This is a genomic window from uncultured Pontibacter sp., from assembly GCF_947492645.1.
In the GTDB taxonomy this organism is placed as follows: domain Bacteria; phylum Bacteroidota; class Bacteroidia; order Cytophagales; family Hymenobacteraceae; genus Pontibacter.
Genome location: NZ_CANLMZ010000010.1, coordinates 259,842 through 279,372 on the forward strand (window position 1 = coordinate 259,842; position 19,531 = coordinate 279,372).

General features: G+C 46.0%; 20 protein-coding genes. 12 read left to right on the plus strand and 8 right to left on the minus strand.

The features are described from left to right. Positions 1–112 precede the first annotated feature (112 nt). Entirely contained in the window at positions 113–694 is a 582-nt protein-coding gene (locus tag Q1A23_RS16680) for a YceI family protein (RefSeq protein WP_299825384.1), read from the plus strand. Here the strand turns inward: Q1A23_RS16680 and Q1A23_RS16685 are convergent. After that, positions 687–1,436, minus strand: a complete 750-nt coding sequence (locus Q1A23_RS16685; RefSeq protein WP_299825387.1) for a biotin--[acetyl-CoA-carboxylase] ligase — start codon at positions 1,434–1,436, stop codon at positions 687–689. The two genes, Q1A23_RS16680 and Q1A23_RS16685, sit on opposite strands and share 8 nt — an antisense overlap. Before the next feature lie 50 nt (positions 1,437–1,486). Between Q1A23_RS16685 and rsfS the strand changes: the two genes are divergently transcribed. The 5 genes from rsfS to Q1A23_RS16710 all read left to right on the plus strand — a co-directional run bounded on the left by rsfS (position 1,487) and on the right by Q1A23_RS16710 (position 6,279). Next, the gene (gene rsfS / locus Q1A23_RS16690; RefSeq protein WP_299825390.1) at positions 1,487–1,861 is read left to right on the plus strand and encodes a ribosome silencing factor; all 375 of its coding nucleotides are present in this window, start codon (positions 1,487–1,489) and stop codon (positions 1,859–1,861) included. Between the two features lie 61 nt (positions 1,862–1,922). Beyond that, positions 1,923–4,046, plus strand: a complete 2,124-nt coding sequence (ftsH, locus tag Q1A23_RS16695; protein ID WP_299825393.1) for an ATP-dependent zinc metalloprotease FtsH — start codon at positions 1,923–1,925, stop codon at positions 4,044–4,046. 8 nt (positions 4,047–4,054) lie between these two features. Further along, positions 4,055–4,708, plus strand: a complete 654-nt coding sequence (locus Q1A23_RS16700) for an LUD domain-containing protein (RefSeq protein WP_299825396.1) — start codon at positions 4,055–4,057, stop codon at positions 4,706–4,708. Next, positions 4,692–5,462, plus strand: a complete 771-nt coding sequence (locus Q1A23_RS16705; RefSeq protein ID WP_299825399.1) for a UDP-2,3-diacylglucosamine diphosphatase — start codon at positions 4,692–4,694, stop codon at positions 5,460–5,462. The genes Q1A23_RS16700 and Q1A23_RS16705 overlap by 17 nt, the downstream gene beginning before the upstream one ends. Then, positions 5,437–6,279: a hypothetical protein gene (locus Q1A23_RS16710; RefSeq protein ID WP_299825402.1), complete on the plus strand. Its 843-nt coding sequence runs from the start codon at positions 5,437–5,439 to the stop codon at positions 6,277–6,279. The genes Q1A23_RS16705 and Q1A23_RS16710 overlap by 26 nt, the downstream gene beginning before the upstream one ends. Before the next feature lies 1 nt (position 6,280). On the opposite strand, the gene Q1A23_RS16715 is transcribed toward Q1A23_RS16710, so the two are convergent. Continuing rightward, the gene (locus Q1A23_RS16715) at positions 6,281–6,610 is read right to left on the minus strand and encodes a multidrug efflux SMR transporter (RefSeq protein ID WP_299825405.1); all 330 of its coding nucleotides are present in this window, start codon (positions 6,608–6,610) and stop codon (positions 6,281–6,283) included. Between the two features lie 132 nt (positions 6,611–6,742). Between Q1A23_RS16715 and Q1A23_RS16720 the strand changes: the two genes are divergently transcribed. Further along, a complete protein-coding gene (locus Q1A23_RS16720; RefSeq protein WP_299825408.1) occupies positions 6,743–7,540 on the plus strand; it encodes a CPBP family intramembrane glutamic endopeptidase in 798 nt (265 codons plus the stop codon). A gap of 7 nt (positions 7,541–7,547) precedes the next feature. Here the strand turns inward: Q1A23_RS16720 and Q1A23_RS16725 are convergent, their stop codons facing one another. Beyond that, complete coding sequence (locus Q1A23_RS16725) at positions 7,548–8,414, minus strand: GNAT family N-acetyltransferase (RefSeq protein WP_299825410.1); 867 nt, start codon at positions 8,412–8,414, stop codon at positions 7,548–7,550. A gap of 165 nt (positions 8,415–8,579) precedes the next feature. Here Q1A23_RS16725 and Q1A23_RS16730 point away from each other — a divergent pair, with 165 nt between their 5' ends. Continuing rightward, on the plus strand, positions 8,580–9,737 hold the full coding sequence (locus Q1A23_RS16730; RefSeq protein WP_299825413.1) for a zinc-dependent alcohol dehydrogenase: 1,158 nt from the start codon (positions 8,580–8,582) through the stop codon (positions 9,735–9,737). 45 nt (positions 9,738–9,782) lie between these two features. On the opposite strand, the gene Q1A23_RS16735 is transcribed toward Q1A23_RS16730, so the two are convergent. Both Q1A23_RS16735 and Q1A23_RS16740 read right to left on the minus strand, forming a co-directional pair. After that, positions 9,783–10,817, minus strand: a complete 1,035-nt coding sequence (locus Q1A23_RS16735; protein ID WP_299825415.1) for a polysialyltransferase family glycosyltransferase — start codon at positions 10,815–10,817, stop codon at positions 9,783–9,785. Further along, positions 10,814–12,247 carry a lipopolysaccharide biosynthesis protein gene (locus Q1A23_RS16740; protein WP_299825417.1) on the minus strand — a complete coding sequence of 478 codons (1,434 nt, stop codon included), beginning with the start codon at positions 12,245–12,247 and terminating at the stop codon, positions 10,814–10,816. The genes Q1A23_RS16735 and Q1A23_RS16740 overlap by 4 nt, the downstream gene beginning before the upstream one ends. Before the next feature lie 352 nt (positions 12,248–12,599). Between Q1A23_RS16740 and ricT the strand changes: the two genes are divergently transcribed. The 3 genes from ricT (at position 12,600) to Q1A23_RS16755 (ending at position 15,819) form a co-directional block, all read left to right on the plus strand. Further along, on the plus strand, positions 12,600–14,060 hold the full coding sequence (gene ricT / locus Q1A23_RS16745) for a regulatory iron-sulfur-containing complex subunit RicT (protein WP_299825627.1): 1,461 nt from the start codon (positions 12,600–12,602) through the stop codon (positions 14,058–14,060). Next, positions 14,053–14,532, plus strand: a complete 480-nt coding sequence (locus Q1A23_RS16750) for a gliding motility lipoprotein GldH (protein ID WP_299825420.1) — start codon at positions 14,053–14,055, stop codon at positions 14,530–14,532. Before ricT ends, Q1A23_RS16750 begins: the two co-directional genes overlap by 8 nt. A 186-nt stretch (positions 14,533–14,718) precedes the next feature. Continuing rightward, on the plus strand, positions 14,719–15,819 hold the full coding sequence (locus tag Q1A23_RS16755; protein WP_299825423.1) for an endonuclease/exonuclease/phosphatase family protein: 1,101 nt from the start codon (positions 14,719–14,721) through the stop codon (positions 15,817–15,819). Between the two features lie 70 nt (positions 15,820–15,889). On the opposite strand, the gene Q1A23_RS16760 is transcribed toward Q1A23_RS16755, so the two are convergent. Next, complete coding sequence (locus Q1A23_RS16760) at positions 15,890–16,081, minus strand: cold shock domain-containing protein (protein WP_299825425.1); 192 nt, start codon at positions 16,079–16,081, stop codon at positions 15,890–15,892. 271 nt (positions 16,082–16,352) lie between these two features. Beyond that, the gene (locus tag Q1A23_RS16765) at positions 16,353–16,793 is read right to left on the minus strand and encodes a hypothetical protein (RefSeq protein WP_299825428.1); all 441 of its coding nucleotides are present in this window, start codon (positions 16,791–16,793) and stop codon (positions 16,353–16,355) included. 43 nt (positions 16,794–16,836) lie between these two features. Between Q1A23_RS16765 and Q1A23_RS16770 the strand changes: the two genes are divergently transcribed. Next, entirely contained in the window at positions 16,837–18,546 is a 1,710-nt protein-coding gene (locus tag Q1A23_RS16770; protein ID WP_299825430.1) for a hypothetical protein, read from the plus strand. An 88-nt stretch (positions 18,547–18,634) separates the two neighbouring features. On the opposite strand, the gene Q1A23_RS16775 is transcribed toward Q1A23_RS16770, so the two are convergent. Beyond that, positions 18,635–19,510, minus strand: coding sequence for an SDR family oxidoreductase (locus Q1A23_RS16775; RefSeq protein WP_299825432.1), 876 nt, complete (start codon positions 19,508–19,510; stop codon positions 18,635–18,637). Between the last annotated feature and the right edge of the window lie 21 nt (positions 19,511–19,531).

The window sequence follows — 19,531 nt, forward strand, 5'->3', positions numbered from 1 at the left end:
GCCACTTAAAGAATGAGCATGCCTTTACTTTGGCAGCGTAGACTAAATTACTTATAAAACGGCAACTATCTCAGGTTTAACAAGTTCATAATACTATACTTTCTTTACTTTTATGAAACCGTATTTCATGTTGTTGCTAACCTTTCTGCTTTGCTGGCAGGTAAGTATGGGGCAGCAACCTACTTATACCGGCATTGGCCACGTCACCTTTTCGGCTGGCGCACCGCTTGATCTGATCAAGGGCACATCAACGGAAGTAACCGGAAGTATCGATCCGGTTACAGGCAAAGTATATTTTGAAATTCCTGTTAAGTCGTTTCAGTTTGCCAACTCACTAATGCAAGAGCGATTTAACGACAAATACATGCAAACCGACAGGCACCCTAAAGCAATTTTTACAGGGCAGGTAGCCAATTTCAGCGAGAGCAGCAAAGAAGTGACTGCTAGTGGCACTTTAACCATCCATGGGGTATCAAAGCGCAGAAGCATAAAAGGCAAAATAACAAGAAAAGGAAGCCAGCTTATACTTGAGTCGTTGTTTGTGGTTAGCACAAAAGAGCACCACATAGACTCACCGAAACTTACCAGCGGCTTTATGGCAGAGAATATTAACGTGAACCTGCGTTTGCAGCTAACACCAGACCAGAAGCCAGCCCAGGTAGTTGTACTAAATCAGAAACGGGGCATTAAATAACAAAAGCTATTTCTTTAAAAGAGAAGTATCGCAGCTCACCGTCTATTTCAACGGCAAGGCGCCCTTCTTCATCTACACCCTGAATCTGCCCCCTTACCCGTTGGTTTTGCACCTCAAACACATGTTGTTCCTGGTAGCGGTAAAGCCCCTGCAGGTACTCATACTTCAGCTTGGCTGTTTTGCCGTTACGCAACTCCAGGTATCTTTTTTCCAACAGTTCCAACAATCTGTTCGTAACTTGGCCAAGGTTTAACGCGTGGCCTAATACTTTTGCAAGCGAAGTGGCCGTTGTATAACCAAACTCTAGCTGGTTCACATTTAAACCAATCCCGATAATACTATGTTGTAAAGTCAGGCTATTTATTGCGTTCTCTATTAAAATCCCGCCAAGTTTTTTATCTTCAAAGTATAAATCGTTTGGCCACTTAACCTGTGCGTTTTTAAGGCCTAACTCGTGTAGCAGGTCCAGTACGCCCAGCGATACAGCCATGTTAAGGTAAAACTGGTGCTTAACAGCCAGAAATTTTGGCATCAACACAACCGAGAGCGTGATATTTTTACCAGGTTCAGCCTCCCAGGCATTGCCACGTTGTCCGCGGCCGGCCGTTTGGTTGGTTGTTATTACCGTACAGCCTTCTGTGGCCTCATTTTTGAGGAGAAGCTGCTGGGCCTCAGAATTTGTAGAATCGCAAGCCGGCAGAAAATTTAGCTGCTGGCCTATAAACAGCGTATTAGGCAACATACTTTAACCCAGAATTTAATACTTTTGTACATCAAATTTAAGTATAGCAAATGAAAGAAACCAAGGTTGAGGCTAATTCAGACATATTGGCAGAACTAGTCGTGAAGGGAATGCAAGAAAGAAAAGCATCCGATATTGTCATAATTAACCTTAAATCACTTAAAAACGCCGTATCAGATTACTTCGTAATAGCATCAGCCAGTTCCGATACACAACTTGATGCCATTGCTACCTCTATTGAAGAGGAAGTTTTTAAAGCGATAAAGCAGAATCCGTGGCAAAGTGAAGGCCGCATCAACAAAGAGTGGGTGCTGCTGGATTATGTAGATGTGGTAGCACACGTCTTTTTAAAGGACAAGCGCGAGTTTTATGCATTGGAAGAGCTTTGGGGTGATGCCAGCATAAAGCACGTAGAATCTGTCTAATGCATTTGGCCTAAACATTTGGATATGGCCAATGTTTACATACAACTGAAACTAAACATCAATGGCAGAAAATAACAAAAAAGGCACTAATAAAAAGAAAAAGCCGATTATCCCTAATACCCCGCCGCGCCCGACTATGCAACTCTGGATGCTGGCTGTGTTGATACTACTGATATTTGGACTTACATACCTGAACAAAAGCAACTCCTCTATCGAAACTACCCAGCAGGAGTTTGAAGAAATGCTGTTAAGCGGCGATGTGAAGAAACTAAACATCGTTAATGGCAAAACTGTAGAAGTTATACTTAAGGATGAAGCCGTAGAAAACGAGAAGTATAAGCAGGAACTGACTGACCGTGGCATGCTGACCATGGACCAGGGCCCGCACTATCACTTCCAGGTAATCTCTGCTGAGTCATTTAAAGAAGACTTAGATAAACTTCAGGCTAACATCCCGAAAGAGCAACATGTAGGCTACAGCCTTGTAGACCGTACCGGCTTTGGCGATTTCTTCCTGCAATGGGGCTTCCTGATACTGCTTGTATTTGGATTCTGGTTCCTGATGCGCCGGGTAACTTCCGGTGGCGCTGGTGGCCAGATATTTAACATCGGCAAATCAAAGGCTGCACTTTTCGATGCTGAAAACAAAGTGAAGATCACATTTAAAGATGTGGCTGGCCTTGAAGAAGCAAAAGAAGAAGTACAGGAGATTGTGGAGTTTCTTAAGAACCCTAGCAAGTTTACCATACTTGGTGGTAAAATACCGAAAGGTGCGTTGCTGGTAGGCCCTCCGGGTACCGGTAAAACGTTGCTTGCTAAAGCTGTTGCCGGCGAAGCTGATGTACCTTTCTTCTCACTTTCAGGTTCCGACTTCGTGGAGATGTTTGTGGGTGTGGGTGCAGCACGTGTGCGCGACTTGTTTAAGCAGGCAAAAGCCAAAGCTCCTTGTATTATCTTTATTGATGAGATTGATGCTATTGGCCGCCACCGTAGCCGTGGTGCTACTCCGGGTGGTAACGATGAGCGCGAGAACACATTAAACTCTCTACTTGTGGAGATGGACGGTTTCGCAACCGACTCAGGTGTTATTATACTTGCTGCTACCAACCGCCCAGATACCCTGGACTCAGCTTTATTGCGCCCTGGCCGTTTTGACCGCCAGGTAAGTATAGATAAGCCGGATATTAACGGACGTACCGAGATATTTGATGTACACTTAAAACCGCTTACACTTGCATCTGATGTGGATGCCAGAAAGCTTGCTGCTCAAACACCTGGTTTTGCCGGTGCCGAGATAGCCAACGTGTGTAACGAAGCTGCCCTGATTGCTGCCCGTCGAAACAAAAAGGCTGTAGAAATGCAGGACTTTAACGACGCCGTTGACCGTGTGATTGGTGGTTTGGAGAAGAAAAACAAGATCATCTCTCCACAGGAAAAGAAAATTGTAGCATACCACGAAGCTGGTCATGCTATTGCAGGCTGGTTCCTGGAACATACTGATCCGTTGGTAAAAGTAAGTATAGTACCTCGTGGTGTTGCCGCATTGGGTTATGCGCAGTACTTGCCAAAAGAGCAGTTCCTGTACACTACCGAGCAGCTGATAGACGAAATGTGCATGGCTCTTGGTGGCCGTGCCGCTGAAGATATTGTATTCGGCAAAATATCTACGGGTGCTTTAAGTGACCTGGAGCGCATTACCAAAATGGCCTACAGCATTGTAACCATGTATGGTATGAACACGAAGATCGGCAATGTATCGTTCTACGACTCTAAGCAGACAGATATGGCCTTTAATAAGCCATACTCTGAAGCTACAGCTGAGACTATAGACGAGGAAGTACGCAACATCATCAACGCGGCTTACGAGAGAACAAAAGCTTTGCTGATGGATAAGCGTGCAGAACTGGAAATTATCGCCAAGGAATTACTGGATAAAGAAATCCTTTTCCAGAGCGATCTAGAGCGATTGGTTGGTCCTCGTCCGTTTGATGCCCTTACAACATATCAGGCGCATACAGCTGGCACAGACCGTAGCCAGACAAAAAGCGAGGTAGAGCAAACACACCCAGTTGAGCTTGGCAACACAGAACATCCTGAACAAGAAGAAGGATCTGTACCGGGCACTCCGCTGGCAAACAATAACTCACCTGCTGAAAGAGATAATATCAACTCCAGAACAGCTTAGTAACAAGCATGTACGAAGCAAAATCAAAAGAAATAGTTTTAAGAAGAGTAAGAGAGGCGCTGACTAAGTCGGCGCCTTTTCTGCCTCCTACTCCAGACTTTACATCACCGCTGCACACACCTATACCCTTAGATGATTTGTCGGTGGTGTTTGCGGAGAACTTTATCAAAAACGCAGGCGTGTTTATCTACTGCGACAACGAGGAAACATTCTTCGACCAACTTTACATCTACAAAAAAGAGCAGAACCTGCAGCACATGTATGTGTGGGAATCTAACCTGCAAAATGCATTGCACCATGCTGGCATCGAGTTCTCGGCAGACCAGGATAACTTTGTGCGTGACGCTGACTCCAGCCTTACCACTTGTGAAGCGCTGATTACCCGCACCGGAAGCGTACTGGTAAGCTCTGCCAATGCAGGAGGTCGCCGCTTAAGCATTTACCCACCAACCCACATGGTTGTGGCCAAAGCAAGCCAGTTAGTGCCTGATATCAAAGATGCTCTACAACGCGTGCGCGATAAGTATAAAGAGAATTTTCCTTCGATGGTATCGATGGTTAGTGGCCCAAGCCGCACAGCCGATATCGAAAAAACATTGGTAATGGGCGCACATGGCCCTAAGCAGCTCGTACTTTTCTTGATAGATGACCTTCCGCATTAACAGTCTGGAAGTAGGCAAAAAAGTATACTTTGCCTCAGACTTTCATTTAGGCGTACCTGATGCCGCCACCAGCCTTGCCAGGGAAAAAAAAATTGTAAAGTGGCTTAACCATGCAAAACAAGATGCTGCGGCCATACTTTTACTCGGTGATATCTTTGATTTCTGGTTTGAGTATAAACATGCCATACCCAAAGGTTATATCAGGTTGCAGGGCAAGCTTGCCGAGATAACAGACGCAGGTATACCTGTATACTTTTTCACGGGGAACCACGACATGTGGATGTTCGATTACTTCCCAACGGAACTGAATATACCCATACTTCGCGAACCAATATCTACTACCATAGGTGATAAGACCTTTTACATTGGCCACGGAGACGGCCTAGGCCCTGGTGACCATACGTATAAAGTACTGAAGCGCGTCTTTAACAACAAGGCCTGCCAATGGCTTTTTGCACGCATCCATCCAAACCTGGGCATAGGCGTGGCTAACATGTGGTCGCGCAGGAGCCGCATCAGCAACATAAAAAAGGATGAGGCATACTTAGGAGATGATGAGTGGCTTGTTCAGTACAGTAAAGAAGTACAGGAAAAGCAGCATCACGATTATTATGTTTTTGGCCACCGGCATTTACCTCTTGATATTCCTATCGGAACGCAAAGCCGCTATCTTAATTTAGGAGAATGGGTCAATTTTTGCACATACGGTGTGTACGATGGAAATAACTTTGAGCTTAAGACTTTTGAAGGCTAGCTATTGCATACTGCTGCTTCTGCTGGCGCTGCTAATGGGTGCTATACCTGCCTTTGCCCAGGATTTGGTGCAGACTGCTGCTGTTGTAAAGGTTGGCCCAAGTATAGCCATCAGTTCTCCCACAGCAATCTCTAAAGACCGAAACGGCAATTTATACTTTCTTGCTGCCAACCGCAGTCTTCTACGAATCGATTCTTTAGGGAAACCGCTGGGCAATTTTTCGCCACCCACCCGCGGCCGTATAGCCAGCATAGATGCCTGGAACCCCATGAAGATCCTTTTGTTTTACGAAGACAGGCAGGAACTGCTTTTGCTCGATAGATTTCTGCGCCCAGTAGCTAACACCACCCTACAAGACCAAAACTATACTGGCACCGCTAAAGCCGCAGCACTTGCCGCCGACGATAACTTTTGGCTTTTTGACGAGACAAATCTTACCTTAAGCAAGCTGGACCTGCAGCTGCGCAAAATAACAATTGACACACCCTTAAATCTGATACTGGATAAAGAGCGGTTTAATGTGAGGCAACTGCGGGAGTACCAGAATATGGTATACTTACTCGATGCCAACGGGATTTTCGTTTTTGACAACCTGGGCAATTACAAAAAGAAACTGCCTTTTGCAGGTGTTAACTTTATCGACTTCCTGAACAATGAATTATACTTTGTGCAGAACGGCACCTTGCACTTTGTAAACCTTTACACTTCAGAAACGCGCACCTTACAGCTACCATCAAACTATGTGACAGCCTTAGCAAGCGATGCCCGTTTATACTTGTTCGCTGTAAAGCAGCTGGACATCTACACCTTGCATTAACTTATTTTGCCCCGGAGAAAACCTTTAAGCCAATTACCCCGGCAACAATCATCAGTATACAAAAAATACGTATCGCATCACGTGGCTCGTTCAGGAAAACAATGCCAAGTATAGCAGTACCCGCTGCCCCAATTCCCGTCCAAATGGCATAGGCAGTACCTAAGGGTAGGTGCTTCATTGCCTGGGCCAGCAATACAAAGCTCAAAATCATAACCAGCACCGTTACTACACTAACCCCAAGTTTAGTGAAACCTTCGCTGTACTTTAGCCCAAAAGCCCATCCTATTTCGCAAATACCTGCCAATATCAGGTATATCCAAGCTGTGTTCATATATGCCCTATAAATTTAAAAAGTAAAGATACTTATTGCCTGCTACTTACTACTTAAAAGAATTCATTAACATTTTGGCTTAATCCCACTAAAGAAATAAATTAGCCTCCTAAATGCCTCAAATCCAAAACTATGAATGCTTCCTTAGCTCCTGCCCGCGTTAACAATACGCATGTTGCCGCAGGTTTTGCTGTACTTTTTGCAGTTTACCACTTCCACGAGTTCTTCCAGTCATTAACTATTTCAGCTATTACCCTGCTCACGTTTATGGTGGTAAGCTATGTGGTGGCGCGTGCGCAGCAATTGCGGGGCCTGCAAAGTTGGGGCTTGGGGATGCAGCAGCATTGGTGGGTAAAGTTAGCATTAGGTTTGGCAGCAGGTATGTTGTTTGTAAGCTTATCAACAGCTGCATCTGTTTACCTTGGCTACGAAAGAGCAACAGCATCGCCTGGAGCAACTGTTTTCTTTAAGCAGATCTGGTGGATTATGTTCATGACCTTTTGGCCATCATTAGCTGAGGATATTCTTACCCGAGGTTACCTATACAAGCACTTTGGGCATCGGATGCCGCCCTATACTTGGGTGGCGTTTTCTGCAGTTGTTTACGTTCTGAACCACATTTGGCGCTTAACTGATCATCCTGCCGTACTTACTTACCTTTTTATACTTGGTTTAGTTCTAGCAACAGCCATGGTTCTTACAAAATCGATGTGGCTTACACTTGGCATACATTGGGGTGCAAATATTTTGTATTACGTTTCGGTGGATATTTTTGCTGTAGAGGCTGTGGTAGACGGCCGCGAGAGCACATGGGTGTTAGCTGCTGCATACTTGCTTCTTCTTGTAGTGATGCTACTAACTGCCGGAGTGCTGCAGAAATCTAAAACTCGAAAAACCGCAAGCACACCAGGCTTAGCTTATAAATTATAAAGCACAATTAAACGGGCATTTGCATTTCGTACTGCACCAGAACACGCTTAAAGTTGCGCTGTTCCAAGTATGAAATAAAACCTGCCCTTGCCCTATCCACATTGATAAGCATAAGCGCAGGAGCCTTTGTTAGTTGTGCTGCCTGCCGCAGCAATGCTGTACCAATGCCACTACAACGCATGCTCCTGGCTACTGCCAACTGTGCTACTGCACCATTGCCAGGATAAAGTATGAGAAACCCACAATGGCGCTGCTCTTTGTCCAAGGCCTCTAGTATAATGTTTTCATAGGAGCTCCTTTTGATAGCGGCAATAGTATTCTGCCAGGATGGAGCAATGTCCCAGAAAGTTTGATAAACATCCCAATTTGGCTTAGAGGTTATTTTTATACTTATGTTTTCGGGTGCTTCTACCCCTAAAAGCAACTCTTCCTTCTTTGCCCGGAAGCAGTCTAATGTCCGGGTTATCTTAAAGCCTATACTTCTGTAGCTTTTGAGTGCAGGCTCATTTTCCTGTATTACCTCCAATTGGCAAAGCGTTATGCCGCTTTCACGTAGTTTAGGTAGCAGAAATGCATAAAGTTGCTGCGTCAGCTTTTGTCCTCTAAAAGCAGGTATCACACCGGTTCCGGCATTATAGGCAGCCGGTGTGCCCGCCCACTCTCCTAAGCCGGTAAGTATAAACCCCACCATCTCGCTGCCTGCATAAGCTGCCACACAATAGGTCGGTTCTATTCCTTCACGCTGCAACTTCGCCTTAAACTGGTGTTCGCTTAACTGTATCGGTACAAGGTAATCCGCAAAAGCTTTAAGGAAGGTTTGGTGCAGCAAAGGCATATCGTGTGGTTGCAGAAAACAGAATGTAAAGTCAGGCATGGCAACAAATTCGGTTACTGATTCTTTTTACGGTTATCAGCGGAAATCTTCTGTGCTTGCAAATGCCTCACCATTTATCCGACAACTACTTATGCACTAAACCGTTAGTATTTTTATTTGATCGGCCAGCCTGCTGGCCATGCAACCAAACCAAAATAATAAGCTATGAAAGCACTTGTTTTTCACAAAATCAACGACGTTCGCGTGGAAACCGTGGACGACCCGCGCATTGAGGAAAGCCGCGACGCTGTAATACGTGTAACTTCTACGGCCATCTGCGGTTCAGACCTGCACATACTAGATGGCTTTGTGCCACAAATGCGCAACATGGTACTAGGCCACGAGTTTATGGGTGTTGTAGAAGAAATAGGACCTGGCGTAACAAACCTGAAAATTGGAGACCGCGTGGTTGTGCCTTTCCCGATAGCCTGCGGTACCTGCTATTTTTGCAACCACCAATGGCCTACCCAATGCGAGAACTCAAACTCTAACTACGGCCCCGACGGAGGCTTTATGACAGAGAAAGCTGCTGCACTTTTTGGGTATACAGATTTGTACGGAGGGTATAATGGCGGCCAGGCCGAGTATGTACGGGTACCGTTTGCTGATTTTGGACCGCGTAAAGTGCCTGATGGCCTTACTGATGAGCAAGTGCTTTTCCTGACAGATATTTTCCCGACAGGCTGGGCCGCAGCCGACTGGGCAAAAATTAAGGGTGGCGAAACGGTAGCTATTTTTGGTGCAGGCCCTGTGGGCATCATGGCTGCAAAATCAGCATGGCTGATGGGTGCTGGCCGCGTAATAAACGTAGATGTGCAGCAGTACCGCTTGGATATGGCTAAAAAGTCGGCTAACTCAGAAACTATACTTTGGCAAGACCAGGACCAGGTGGTAGAGCTTATCCGCAGCATGACCGAAGGCCGCGGCGCTGATGTTTGCATCGACGCTGTAGGCATGGAAGCAAACCGCAGTTTCTTAGATAAAGCAAAGGCTGTGTTTAACGCAGAAAAAGGTACGGCAAAAGTACTCGAAACCTGCCTTAGAGCTGTCAGAAGAGCTGGCGTTGTAAGTGTCGTAGGCGTTTATGGTTCGCCGTTCGATAACTTCCCGATTTACCGTTGGTTTGATAAAGGTATAACACTAATGGGCACCCAAGCACCCGTGCAAATTTACATTGACCACCTGATGCAGCTAGTGCAGGATGGCAAAGTGAAGCTTGATGATATCATCACCCATACTTTGCCGCTAGAGCAAGCAGCGTATGGTTATGAGATCTTTAAAAAGAAACAGGACAATTGCGTGAAGGTAGTTCTGAAACCCTAGTTTGGCTGAAATTTCTGTGATCAGCATGTATAAGCTATGTGCTGATCACAGAAATTTAACATATTTACTAAATACGCTCGGCAAAGATTCGATTTTCTCTTTAAACTGTATATCTTTTTCACCAATGTAAGTTGCAAAAGAGTTAGCCTTTTTGCCACACATGCCTGCATATAATCCAACGGAGCTAAGAAAAACATAAAAGTTAATATCTGCGAGGTTATTTCCTGCAATCAACTCTAGGGAGCAAGTTGAAGAAAGTTCTATTACTTTGATACCACGCTTATACCTTGTTACAACGTTCCTAATCTCTTGCAGATGAGTGGCATTATTGTACTGTTCTGGATGATATTTTATATAGATCTGATCAACTTTTCTTTTCTGAAAGTATAAGAACATCTTCTCAATAGCCTGCACATAAACAGCCTTCTCTACGATTCCGTACTCATAAAGTGCATCCAAGGCAATAAGATGGCCATTTATGCAGTTACTGGCTTCTGAGTTGTAAAAGGGATTATCAAGTATAATTTTGTTCCTGAATTCTGGAAAAGCTGCTTCGCTTATTCCGTAAACTTTGTCATAACCTTCATCATAGAAGTATGGGTTCTGTGATAGTCTTCCAAAATAATTAAGATGTTTCAGTAATTTGTAAAAAGAAGTCGCGTAACCCGCAGGGCATATCTCATTATTGATTTTGGAGATAGGATAAAACGATGCCATTCCTTCCTCTAGGAAACTGAACCCGCTACACTTCCTATGCGATATAAATAACTGAATAAAGCTCGTACCAGACTGATTGGTATACAAGTGGAACGAATCACTATTTGTGATCTGAGCAACATAATCGTCAAACGCCCTCAGTTTTCTCCAGCCATTCCAGAGTTGTTTTTCAACAGCAAATGAATCAAAGAGATGATGGCTAAAAGGAACTATACTTTGTTTTATCTCAGAAAACTTATAAAGTTGCTTAAAACCTCTTCCCAATAAAAGGCAACAGGCATGCTTATCCAGTTTTTTATACTTTATTACTTCCAAAGCAACAAAGTATGTTACTGTACTATGTATGTAGAAAAGGTGTTTCACCTGATAAAATATTGAGCAAAATAATATTTATACTTATAGCCTAAGGTTAGACCAAGCAATCCTAGCAACACAGTTACAACTATCTTATAAATTACCTCCGCATCAGCCAAAGTATACACCACCACCAGCGCCAGTACGGTTAGCGACAACCATAGCCATGGATAATAGTTAATGTCAGCTACTTGTTTATACTCTTTTAAAGCATAACCCGAATAGCCCATGTACATTAGTGCTGCAAATGTGGTGATGGCTGCAGCCTCTATTCCAAAATAAGGTACAAGCATAAGGTTTAGCAGCACGTTGCCCATACCAGCCACCGTAGATATTTTCCAGAGTACTTTGGTGTGCTCTCGGTACACCAGCAAATTTACTGCGCCAAGGTACATGGGGCGGTAATTGTATCCCATCATGATGATAATGGCTAATGGGTAAGCCTTCTGCAATTCTTGGTTTTTGATCAGAAGTATAAACAGCTCTTTTAGCCACAGGCAAAGTATAAATGTTAACCCCAGAAAAAGGGCTTGCAGCGAAAAAGTCATGCTGCGGGCTTGCTTTGCAGCTTCTGTGTCTCCTTTGGGCTTAGAGTAATACTGCATGTAGAACGGAGAGGCTGCCTGCACTATTGAGGTAGAGGCTGCCATAAAGTAAAGGCCAAAGCTCGAGGCAATATTATACAAACCAATGCGCGGCAGCGGCACCTTCAGGAAGTCAAGCACCAGTTTATCAGAAGTATCGAGCAAAAAGAAAGAGAAGTGGTGCGGAATTACAGGCAAAGACACCTTCAGCGATTTTTTGATGCGATGCCACCTGTAGTTAAAAACCGGCCACATCTTCTCTTTAAAGTATAAAGGATAGCCATATAGTATAAACCCGACAAGCGCACCGGCAGCGTTTGCATAAAACCAACCCATATAGCCCATCTGCAAATAGGCTATCGTGTAAATATTTAGCCCAACTGTGATCACTCCTACTATAAACGAACGAATAGCTACCGGCACCGGCCGCTGCGAAATCTGGAACAGGAACATTGCCTGAAACTCTGTTACGCCGAACAGCACCACCGGCAGCACATTAAGCGCTAATAGTTCCCAATGGTTTTCCCGCGCCTCATCGGGCATTCCCCACCACAGTAACGCACCAAGTATAAGGCCATACAGCACCGCCCACTCCGAAAGAAACCCGTGCAGTTGCCGCCAAACCCACTTGTAACGCATTGGGTGCTTGGCATAAGCATTTACCATTACCACAGACAGCCCCAGCGAAAAGAGTGTGTTAAGTGCAACCACATAGGCCGTTACAATACCGCCTACACCATAATCTAAGGTAGTAAGGTATGGTGTGATAACGGGCAACGAAAGTACGCCGGCCAGGCGGGGCACGTGTGCCGCCAACCCATATATTGCCGCATGTGATAGTAACTTCCGAAGCATTGCCTAAAATTATACTTAAATTTCAAGCCTTTCTCCACTACGCATCATTTTTCGTAATTTACCTCTCAACATCTGCTGCTGGTACTGCTTCATGAATTAAATTAGCATGACTCATGTTGGCATATGTTGTACTTTAGGTAGTGGGAAAAGCAAAAGCCTAAAATTTTAGTATATTTGTTAATTAACGATAATTGAAAACAAGAATAGCCTAGCTATATAAGGAGATATAAAAGTGGGATGTAGTTCATGTTCTAGTGGCGGATGCGGCACCAAACCAGGTGGCTGCAAAAGCAACGGCGGGTGCAGCACGGGAGGCTGCAACCGTTTAAACGTGTTCGACTGGCTCAGCGATATGGAATTACCCGTTTCGTTTGAGGAGTTTGACATAGTAGAAATAAGATTTAAAGGAGGCCGCAAGGACTTCTACCGTAACGATAACAGAATAGAGCTGACAACGGGCGATGCCGTGGTTGTAGATGTTCCAAATGGGCACCACATTGGCTTTGTATCGCTTAAAGGCGAGTTAGTGCGCCTGCAGATGATGAAGAAAAAGGTGGATAACAACGAAGAGATTCGCAGCATCTACCGCATTGCCAACGAAAAGGACATGGAGAAGTTTAACGAGGTAAGAGACCTTGAGGGAACCACCATGTACCGCAGTCGCGAGATCATTCAGCAGTTGGGCCTTAAAATGAAGCTCTCTGATGTAGAGTATCAGGCCGACAGAAGTAAGGCTACGTTCTATTACTCTGCCGACGACCGTGTAGATTTCCGTGATTTGATACGCAAGCTTGCCGAAGAATTTAAAGTGCGTATAGAGATGCGCCAGATAAGCCTTCGCCACGAAGCCGGCCGATTAGGAGGTATAGGCTCGTGCGGCCGTGAGCTTTGCTGCTCTACCTGGCTAACTGATTTTAAAAGCGTGTCTACCACGGCAGCGCGTTATCAAAACCTATCGCTGAACCCTAGTAAGCTATCAGGCCAGTGCGGGCGCCTTAAATGCTGCCTTAACTATGAGCTCGAAACATACATGGATGCCCTAAAGGATATCCCGACAGTAAACCGCCCGCTGCAAACAAAGCAGGGTGATGCGGTACTGCAGAAGACGGATATTTTTAAGCGCATGATGTGGTTTGGCTACAAAGGCGACAATAATTGGTATGCTGTGCCGGTAGAGCGTGTGCAGGAAATACTGGAGCAAAACGCGAAAGGTGTTGCTGTAGACACCCTGGTGCTGGTGCAAGAAGAAGAGCCGAAACAAAATGAGTTTGTAGCGCAAGTAGAAGGTAGCCTGGAGCGCCTCGACGACAAGTATAAAAACAAGAAAAAGAAAAAGAAGAAAAAGAAAAAGCCAGGTGCCGGCACGCAAGCAGAGCAAGTTGTAGCTGATGCTCCTAAGCCACAGAAAGAGCGTCCTGAGAGAACACCTGAGCCACAAGGCGAAAAAACTGAGCTGGACCAGAGGCCTCGCAGGCAAAAGCCTTTCAAAAACAAAAACCGCGAAGACAGGGAAAACCGTGGCCCTCGTGAAGGCAGAGAGCCAAGAGAGGGCAGAGAACAACGCGAACCAAGAGAAGCCCGTGAGCCTCGCGAACAACGTGAACCGAGAGGCGAGCAGCGAGAAGGCAGAGAGCCAAGAGAGCGTCGTGAGAACAGGCCTCCGCGCCCTCCTAAGCCTGAAGGCCAAGGGGCTGCCACACCTGCTGCCAACCAGGAGAGAAACCCTGAGCAGAAACCGAAAAAGCGCAACAGAAAGCCTTTTAAGGGTAAAAAACCAGATCAAGAATCTAAACCACCGCGAACCGATGCATAAAAACCTGGTATGGTGGGTTGCCGCCTTACTGCTGCTACTAAGCAGCTGCGACCCTGCCCGCATTTATGAGCAGAACGTGGAGTTGCCGGAAAGTAACTGGCAAATTGATAATGCACCTGTTTTTGAGTTTGAGATAACAGACACAACGAAGGTATATGATGTATACTTTAATGTACGCTACAACATAGAGTACGATTATTATAACCTGTACCTGCGTCACCAACTGGTAGGGCCGGATAGTGTACAGGTATCAGCTAAGTTGCATGAGGTGCTGCTAATGGATGCTAAAACCGGCAAGCCTTTAGGTGATGGCTCCAGCGATACGTTTGATCTGCAAACCCTGGCGCTGGATAATGTTAGGTTTGCCAAAGTAGGCAAGTATAGCTTAAAGCTAACACAGTATATGCGCCGCGATCCGTTGCCACATATTGTGGCCGTTGGTGTAAGAGTTGCCGAAAACGCAGCAGAATAAAAATCAAACTAACGATGCATAAAAGCCCTGCACAGATTTGCTGTGCAGGGCTTTTGCTTTTTGTTGCTTTTACGTACAGCGGTAATACCTATACCTTTCATTATTTAACGTATAGTTATGTAGCAACAAAACACTTGTTCCGTAAGTATTGATTAGCTCGCATAATTATAAGCACATACTGTCAAAATGAAATCCACTCTTATCATACTAGGCTTCGTCTTCACCCTCTTTTCATTTCTTCCATTTATCAAATCACCGCTCTGGTGGATCAGGGTTTTAGACTTTCCGCGTTTACACATCGCCATATTTCTGACAATCATACTTGTAGTATATATCAGCATGTATGGCCTCGGCGACACATCGGATAAACTAATGCTTGCATTATGGTTAGCTGCCATCCTAAACCAGGTTAGATATATATTCTGGTTTACACCTGTTGCAAAGGTAGAGGCACTACGAAGCGAGCAAAAGCAGCCAGCCAATGCCTTTACCCTAATGATCGCCAATGTGCGGATGGTGAATAAGAAGTACCAGAAGTTTAAAGAACTTGTGTTGAAGGAGAACCCAGACATGCTGGTAATGAACGAACCCGACGAGGCATGGCACGAAAGCGTACGCATGGAGTTTGATAAGCTTTTCCCGTTTTCCATTAAAAAGCCTATTAGCAATACCTATGGCATGTTGCTCTGGAGCAAGTTTAAGCTGCACGACAGCGAGATCAGATTTTTGGTAGAGGAAGACATACCTTCTTTTTATACTATAGTTGAGCTTCCCAGCGGCAAAAAATTTGACCTTTTCACAGTACACCCACAGCCCCCCCGCCTGATGCGCAATACAGAAACCCGCGAAGCCGAGTTGCTTATTGTTGCCAAACAAGCTAAAGAAAGCAAGTACCCAAGTATAGTTGCCGGCGACCTGAACGATGTGGCCTGGTCTAGTACCACCAAGCTATTCAAAAAGATAAGTTGTATGCTGGACCCACGTGTTGGCCGCGGATTTTACAATACCTATAACGCTTTAATCCCTTTCTTCCGCTACCCCTTAGACCATGTGTTTTATGAACCGGATTTCAGGCTGGTAGACCTAAGACGGCTAAGCAAGTTTGGGTCGGACCACTTTCCTATTGCTATTACGCTTAATTATGAGCCTATCACCCAGGAAAAGCAGGAGCCACCAAAAGCAGACACCGAAGACAAAGTAGAAGCAAAGGAGTTGATTGAGGAAGGATTGGAAAAAGGCGAAGAACGTAGCCAGGAGAAAAGCGAAGAGCAGAAGCAGCGGACATAAAAAAACCCGCTCAGCAACTGAGCGGGTTAAAATAGATGAATGATGCCTTGCGGCACTATATGGTTACAACCTAGATTTTCTCTACGTTGATTGCATTCAATCCTTTTTTGCCATCTTTAACTTCGTAAGACACGTGGTCGTTTTCGCGGATCTCATGGATCAGACCAGTCTGATGCACGAAAATTTCCTGGTTAGTGTCGTCGGCTACTATGAAACCGAAACCTTTTGATACGTTAAAGAATTTTACTTTACCTGTCATCATTACAATAATAATTAATTAATGAGGCAAAGGTACATATTCCTTTCAAAATTACTACTAACTGCAAAAAAATATCAACCGGAACATCATCAGACACTTACAGAAGTATACCTCTGTAAAGCAACTCCTTTGTACTACTACTTTTAAGGTTATCTGCTGCCTCCGTTTTCATGCTTCCGTGGCCTTTAATATTGCATTACTCCTCTACCCTTATACTCCAATATCGAAATAACCAACTAACGTGGGGTTCGTATAGCTAAAACGTTCTGTTACATTAAAAAAGCGGCACCGTCACCAGTATTTTGTGCCGGTTCTGTGGGTAACAGAATCCACATCTGCCGCCCCTGTGGCTCAAATGTGCGGGGCACGCAACAAACTTAATTTTAACAATAAACAAGGAGATCAGAACTATGAAAGACACTGAGAAAAACCAAAGCTCGAATGAATCATCTAATATGTCGAGCGGGTCGTCCAGTAACCCCTCGTCATCATCTAATACATCAATGGGAAGCTCCAGCAGCGGCCTAACTTCATCTTCAGGATCTGACAGCGGCTCTTCATCCTCAAAAAGCGGTAAATCGTCTGGCTCAGGCTCTAAATCTTCCACTACAAAGGCCAGTTCTTCTAAGTCTGCCAGCGGCAAATCTTCAAGCACTACTTCAGGCAAATCGTCTGGCTCTACGTCAGGCAAGTCATCAGGGTCCAGCTCTGGCAAATCTTCGTCAGGCTCTTCCTCTTCTTCTCAACAGGGCAGCAACATGAACCAAGGCTCCGACTCAGGCAGTTATGGCTCCATGAGCAGCGGCTCGCAGCAAGATTATCAAGGCTCTAACCAGGGTGGCTACGGCAACCAGAACTCCGGCGACCAAGGTGGCTATGGCAGCCAGGGCGGTTACGGCTATGGATCGCAGCACGGCAACTACGGAGGCCAAAGCGGCTATGGTTACCAAGGCGATTATGGCTCTTCTTCTCAGGGAGGCGGCATGAGCCAAGGCTCAGGCATGCAAAGTGGCTATGGTAGCGGCAGCCAAGACATGGGTAGTGGTTACGGCGGATCTTCTCAAGGAAGCAACTATGGCTCTTCATCACAAGGAATGTCAGGTAACACGTATGGCCAGGGTGGCTCTTATGGCTCGTCAGGAGGCTACAACTATGGCAACCAGGGCGGCATAGAGGGCAACCGTGTAAGAAACCAGGATCAGGATTTCGGCGCTAGCCGCGGTGGCATGCAAGGAGGTTACCAGGACAGAGAAGGCGACAGACAAGGAGGCATAATCTCGGGTGGCACTTCAGGTGCGTTCGGAACACAAGGTAACTCGTCGCAGGGTAGCTATGGCAGCTACGAAAGTGGCTTAAGTGGCAATTACGGCAACCACGGCGGTGGCTACACCAGCCAGAACCAAGGCTCGCATCGCTTTGGATCAGGCCAGGGCGGCTACGGTGGCAGCGGTAATTATGGTTCGTCAAACCAAGGCAACTACGGCATGATGAACGACCAGGGAGGCATGGGCCGATACGGCGAAAGCGGCGGTTCTGGCAACTCCAACTATGGTTCTGCTTCGCAAAGCTACGGTTCATCATCAGGTGGCATGGGCAGCGGCTACGGCGGCTCATCCAGAGGAGGCTCTTCTCAGGGTGGATACCAGCAAAACTACGGCCAGGGCGACTATGGCCAGCGAGGCAGCTCTAACCAAGGCATGTCTGGCGGATACGGCTCTTCCAGCTATGGCGGCAGCGGCTCTATGGGCGGTAACTATGGTTCATCTTCAGGCAGCGGCCAGCAAGGCTATGGCTCAAGTATGACAGGTTCCGGATCATCCAGATCTGGTATGCAAGGTGGCTACGGCGACAGAGACCGTTACGGTTCTATGGGTTATGGCTCATCGAGAGGCATGAGCGAGTACGACCGTGACAACCAAGGCTCACAGCGTGGCTGGGATTCTCAAAGCTCGATGCAAGGTGGCTACGGCAGCCAGGGCGGTTATGGCTCAAGAGGTGGTTCTTATAACGATGAGTATCGTTCAGGAAGATCAGGTTCTCAGGGCAGCGACTATGGACAAGGCGGCTACGGCTCAGGTTCTGGCAGTTCTAGCTCCAACAACTATGGAGGCAGCAGCAGATCAAGCTACGGCGACCGCGACAGAGGCGGCTACGGCGATAGCAACTACAGTAGCGGTATGAGCGGTGGCTATGGTTACGGATCAGGCTCTGGCAGTTCAGGCCAGGGCAACTACGGGCAGAGCGGCTATAGCTCAGGTGGCTACAACCAGGGTGGCCGTGGCGGCGACCAAAGCCGTTATGGCTCTATGGATAGCAGCACATCCTACTACAGCGATAACCGTGGTTCAAGCTCTCGTGAAAACTACAGAGGCTATGGCAGCGGCGACTATAATTCTGGATCAGATTCGGACCAGAACAGAAGCAGCCGCAGAAGCGATCGCTATCGTAACTTAGACAGAGACGAATAATATACTATAATACTTATAAAAGAGGCCACTCCAGAATCTGGAGTGGCCTCTTTGTTTATCAACCAACATCATTAATGTATAGATTTCTCTACTCAAAGCATTCTTTGTAATCTTGTGCAAACTGCTTAAAAGTATGAGGCTTACGGTCAATAACTGCCTGCACAGAATCAAAAACCTGGTTTGAGTTTCCGGCTTTATACACATCGTACAGTTCTATCATAGCGTCAGCCATCCAATCTGGCGCGCCCTGCGCTATCATAGCCTGTCTGGCAGCATCGCTGGGCACATCTACAAACTCAACTTGCTTGCCTGTAACTTCGCTTAGCACTTGTGCCGCCTCCCCGTTAGATATAGCCTCTGGGCCAGTTAGCTCATAAATTTTACCTTCGTGGCCTTCGCCTGTCAATACCTCTACGCCTACTGCTGCAATATCACGCACATCTATGTATCCTATTTTGCCGTCGCCGGTAGGTAAATACACTTTGCCTTCGCTCTTGATGGTGCTGGCGCTGTAATTCACAAAGTTTTGCATAAAAGAGGCAGGTCTTAGAAAAGTATAAGCAATGCCGCTGTCTTCGATGTATTTTTCTATTTCGCGGTGCCAGCTGCCCAGCATTATAGGAGGCTCAGCGTCTGCCCCCATAGCCGATAGCTTTACAATATGCTTTACTCCGTTTTCTTTGGCCTCGTCTACCAGCGTTTTAGCCATGTGCACCTGCCCTTTTGCAAAAGGAGTGATTAAAAAAAGCTTGTCTACATGCGTAAAAGCGGCCTGCAAAGAATCTTTGTCTTCAAAGTCCATTTCCACTATCTCGACCCCGGGTAGGCGTGTCAGGTTTTCGCCTTTGATGACAGAGTGTACTCCGGCTCGTACTCTTATGTCGCCATTATACATTGAAAGCTGCTTCACCACTTCTCGCCCAACGGTACCGGTAGCACCCGTTACTAATATTGTTAAATGCATAGTTTTATTCTGGTTTAGGAT

Excerpts from the sequence above, each read along its gene's own strand:
- Q1A23_RS16715 (WP_299825405.1), bottom strand. The coding sequence starts at position 6,610 with ATGAACACAGCTTGGATATACCTGATATTGGCAGGTATTTGCGAAATA.
- rsfS (WP_299825390.1), top strand. The coding sequence starts at position 1,487 with ATGAAAGAAACCAAGGTTGAGGCTAATTCAGACATATTGGCAGAACTA.
- Q1A23_RS16775 (WP_299825432.1), bottom strand. The coding sequence starts at position 19,510 with ATGCATTTAACAATATTAGTAACGGGTGCTACCGGTACCGTTGGGCGA.
- Q1A23_RS16755 (WP_299825423.1), top strand. The coding sequence starts at position 14,719 with ATGAAATCCACTCTTATCATACTAGGCTTCGTCTTCACCCTCTTTTCA.
- Q1A23_RS16725 (WP_299825410.1), bottom strand. The coding sequence starts at position 8,414 with ATGCCTGACTTTACATTCTGTTTTCTGCAACCACACGATATGCCTTTG.
- Q1A23_RS16720 (WP_299825408.1), top strand. The coding sequence starts at position 6,743 with ATGAATGCTTCCTTAGCTCCTGCCCGCGTTAACAATACGCATGTTGCC.
- Q1A23_RS16740 (WP_299825417.1), bottom strand. The coding sequence starts at position 12,247 with ATGCTTCGGAAGTTACTATCACATGCGGCAATATATGGGTTGGCGGCA.
- Q1A23_RS16680 (WP_299825384.1), top strand. The coding sequence starts at position 113 with ATGAAACCGTATTTCATGTTGTTGCTAACCTTTCTGCTTTGCTGGCAG.
- Q1A23_RS16700 (WP_299825396.1), top strand. The coding sequence starts at position 4,055 with ATGTACGAAGCAAAATCAAAAGAAATAGTTTTAAGAAGAGTAAGAGAG.
- ricT (WP_299825627.1), top strand. The coding sequence starts at position 12,600 with ATGGAATTACCCGTTTCGTTTGAGGAGTTTGACATAGTAGAAATAAGA.
- Q1A23_RS16730 (WP_299825413.1), top strand. The coding sequence starts at position 8,580 with ATGAAAGCACTTGTTTTTCACAAAATCAACGACGTTCGCGTGGAAACC.
- ftsH (WP_299825393.1), top strand. The coding sequence starts at position 1,923 with ATGGCAGAAAATAACAAAAAAGGCACTAATAAAAAGAAAAAGCCGATT.
- Q1A23_RS16750 (WP_299825420.1), top strand. The coding sequence starts at position 14,053 with ATGCATAAAAACCTGGTATGGTGGGTTGCCGCCTTACTGCTGCTACTA.
- Q1A23_RS16770 (WP_299825430.1), top strand. The coding sequence starts at position 16,837 with ATGAACCAAGGCTCCGACTCAGGCAGTTATGGCTCCATGAGCAGCGGC.
- Q1A23_RS16760 (WP_299825425.1), bottom strand. The coding sequence starts at position 16,081 with ATGATGACAGGTAAAGTAAAATTCTTTAACGTATCAAAAGGTTTCGGT.
- Q1A23_RS16685 (WP_299825387.1), bottom strand. The coding sequence starts at position 1,436 with ATGTTGCCTAATACGCTGTTTATAGGCCAGCAGCTAAATTTTCTGCCG.
- Q1A23_RS16705 (WP_299825399.1), top strand. The coding sequence starts at position 4,692 with ATGACCTTCCGCATTAACAGTCTGGAAGTAGGCAAAAAAGTATACTTT.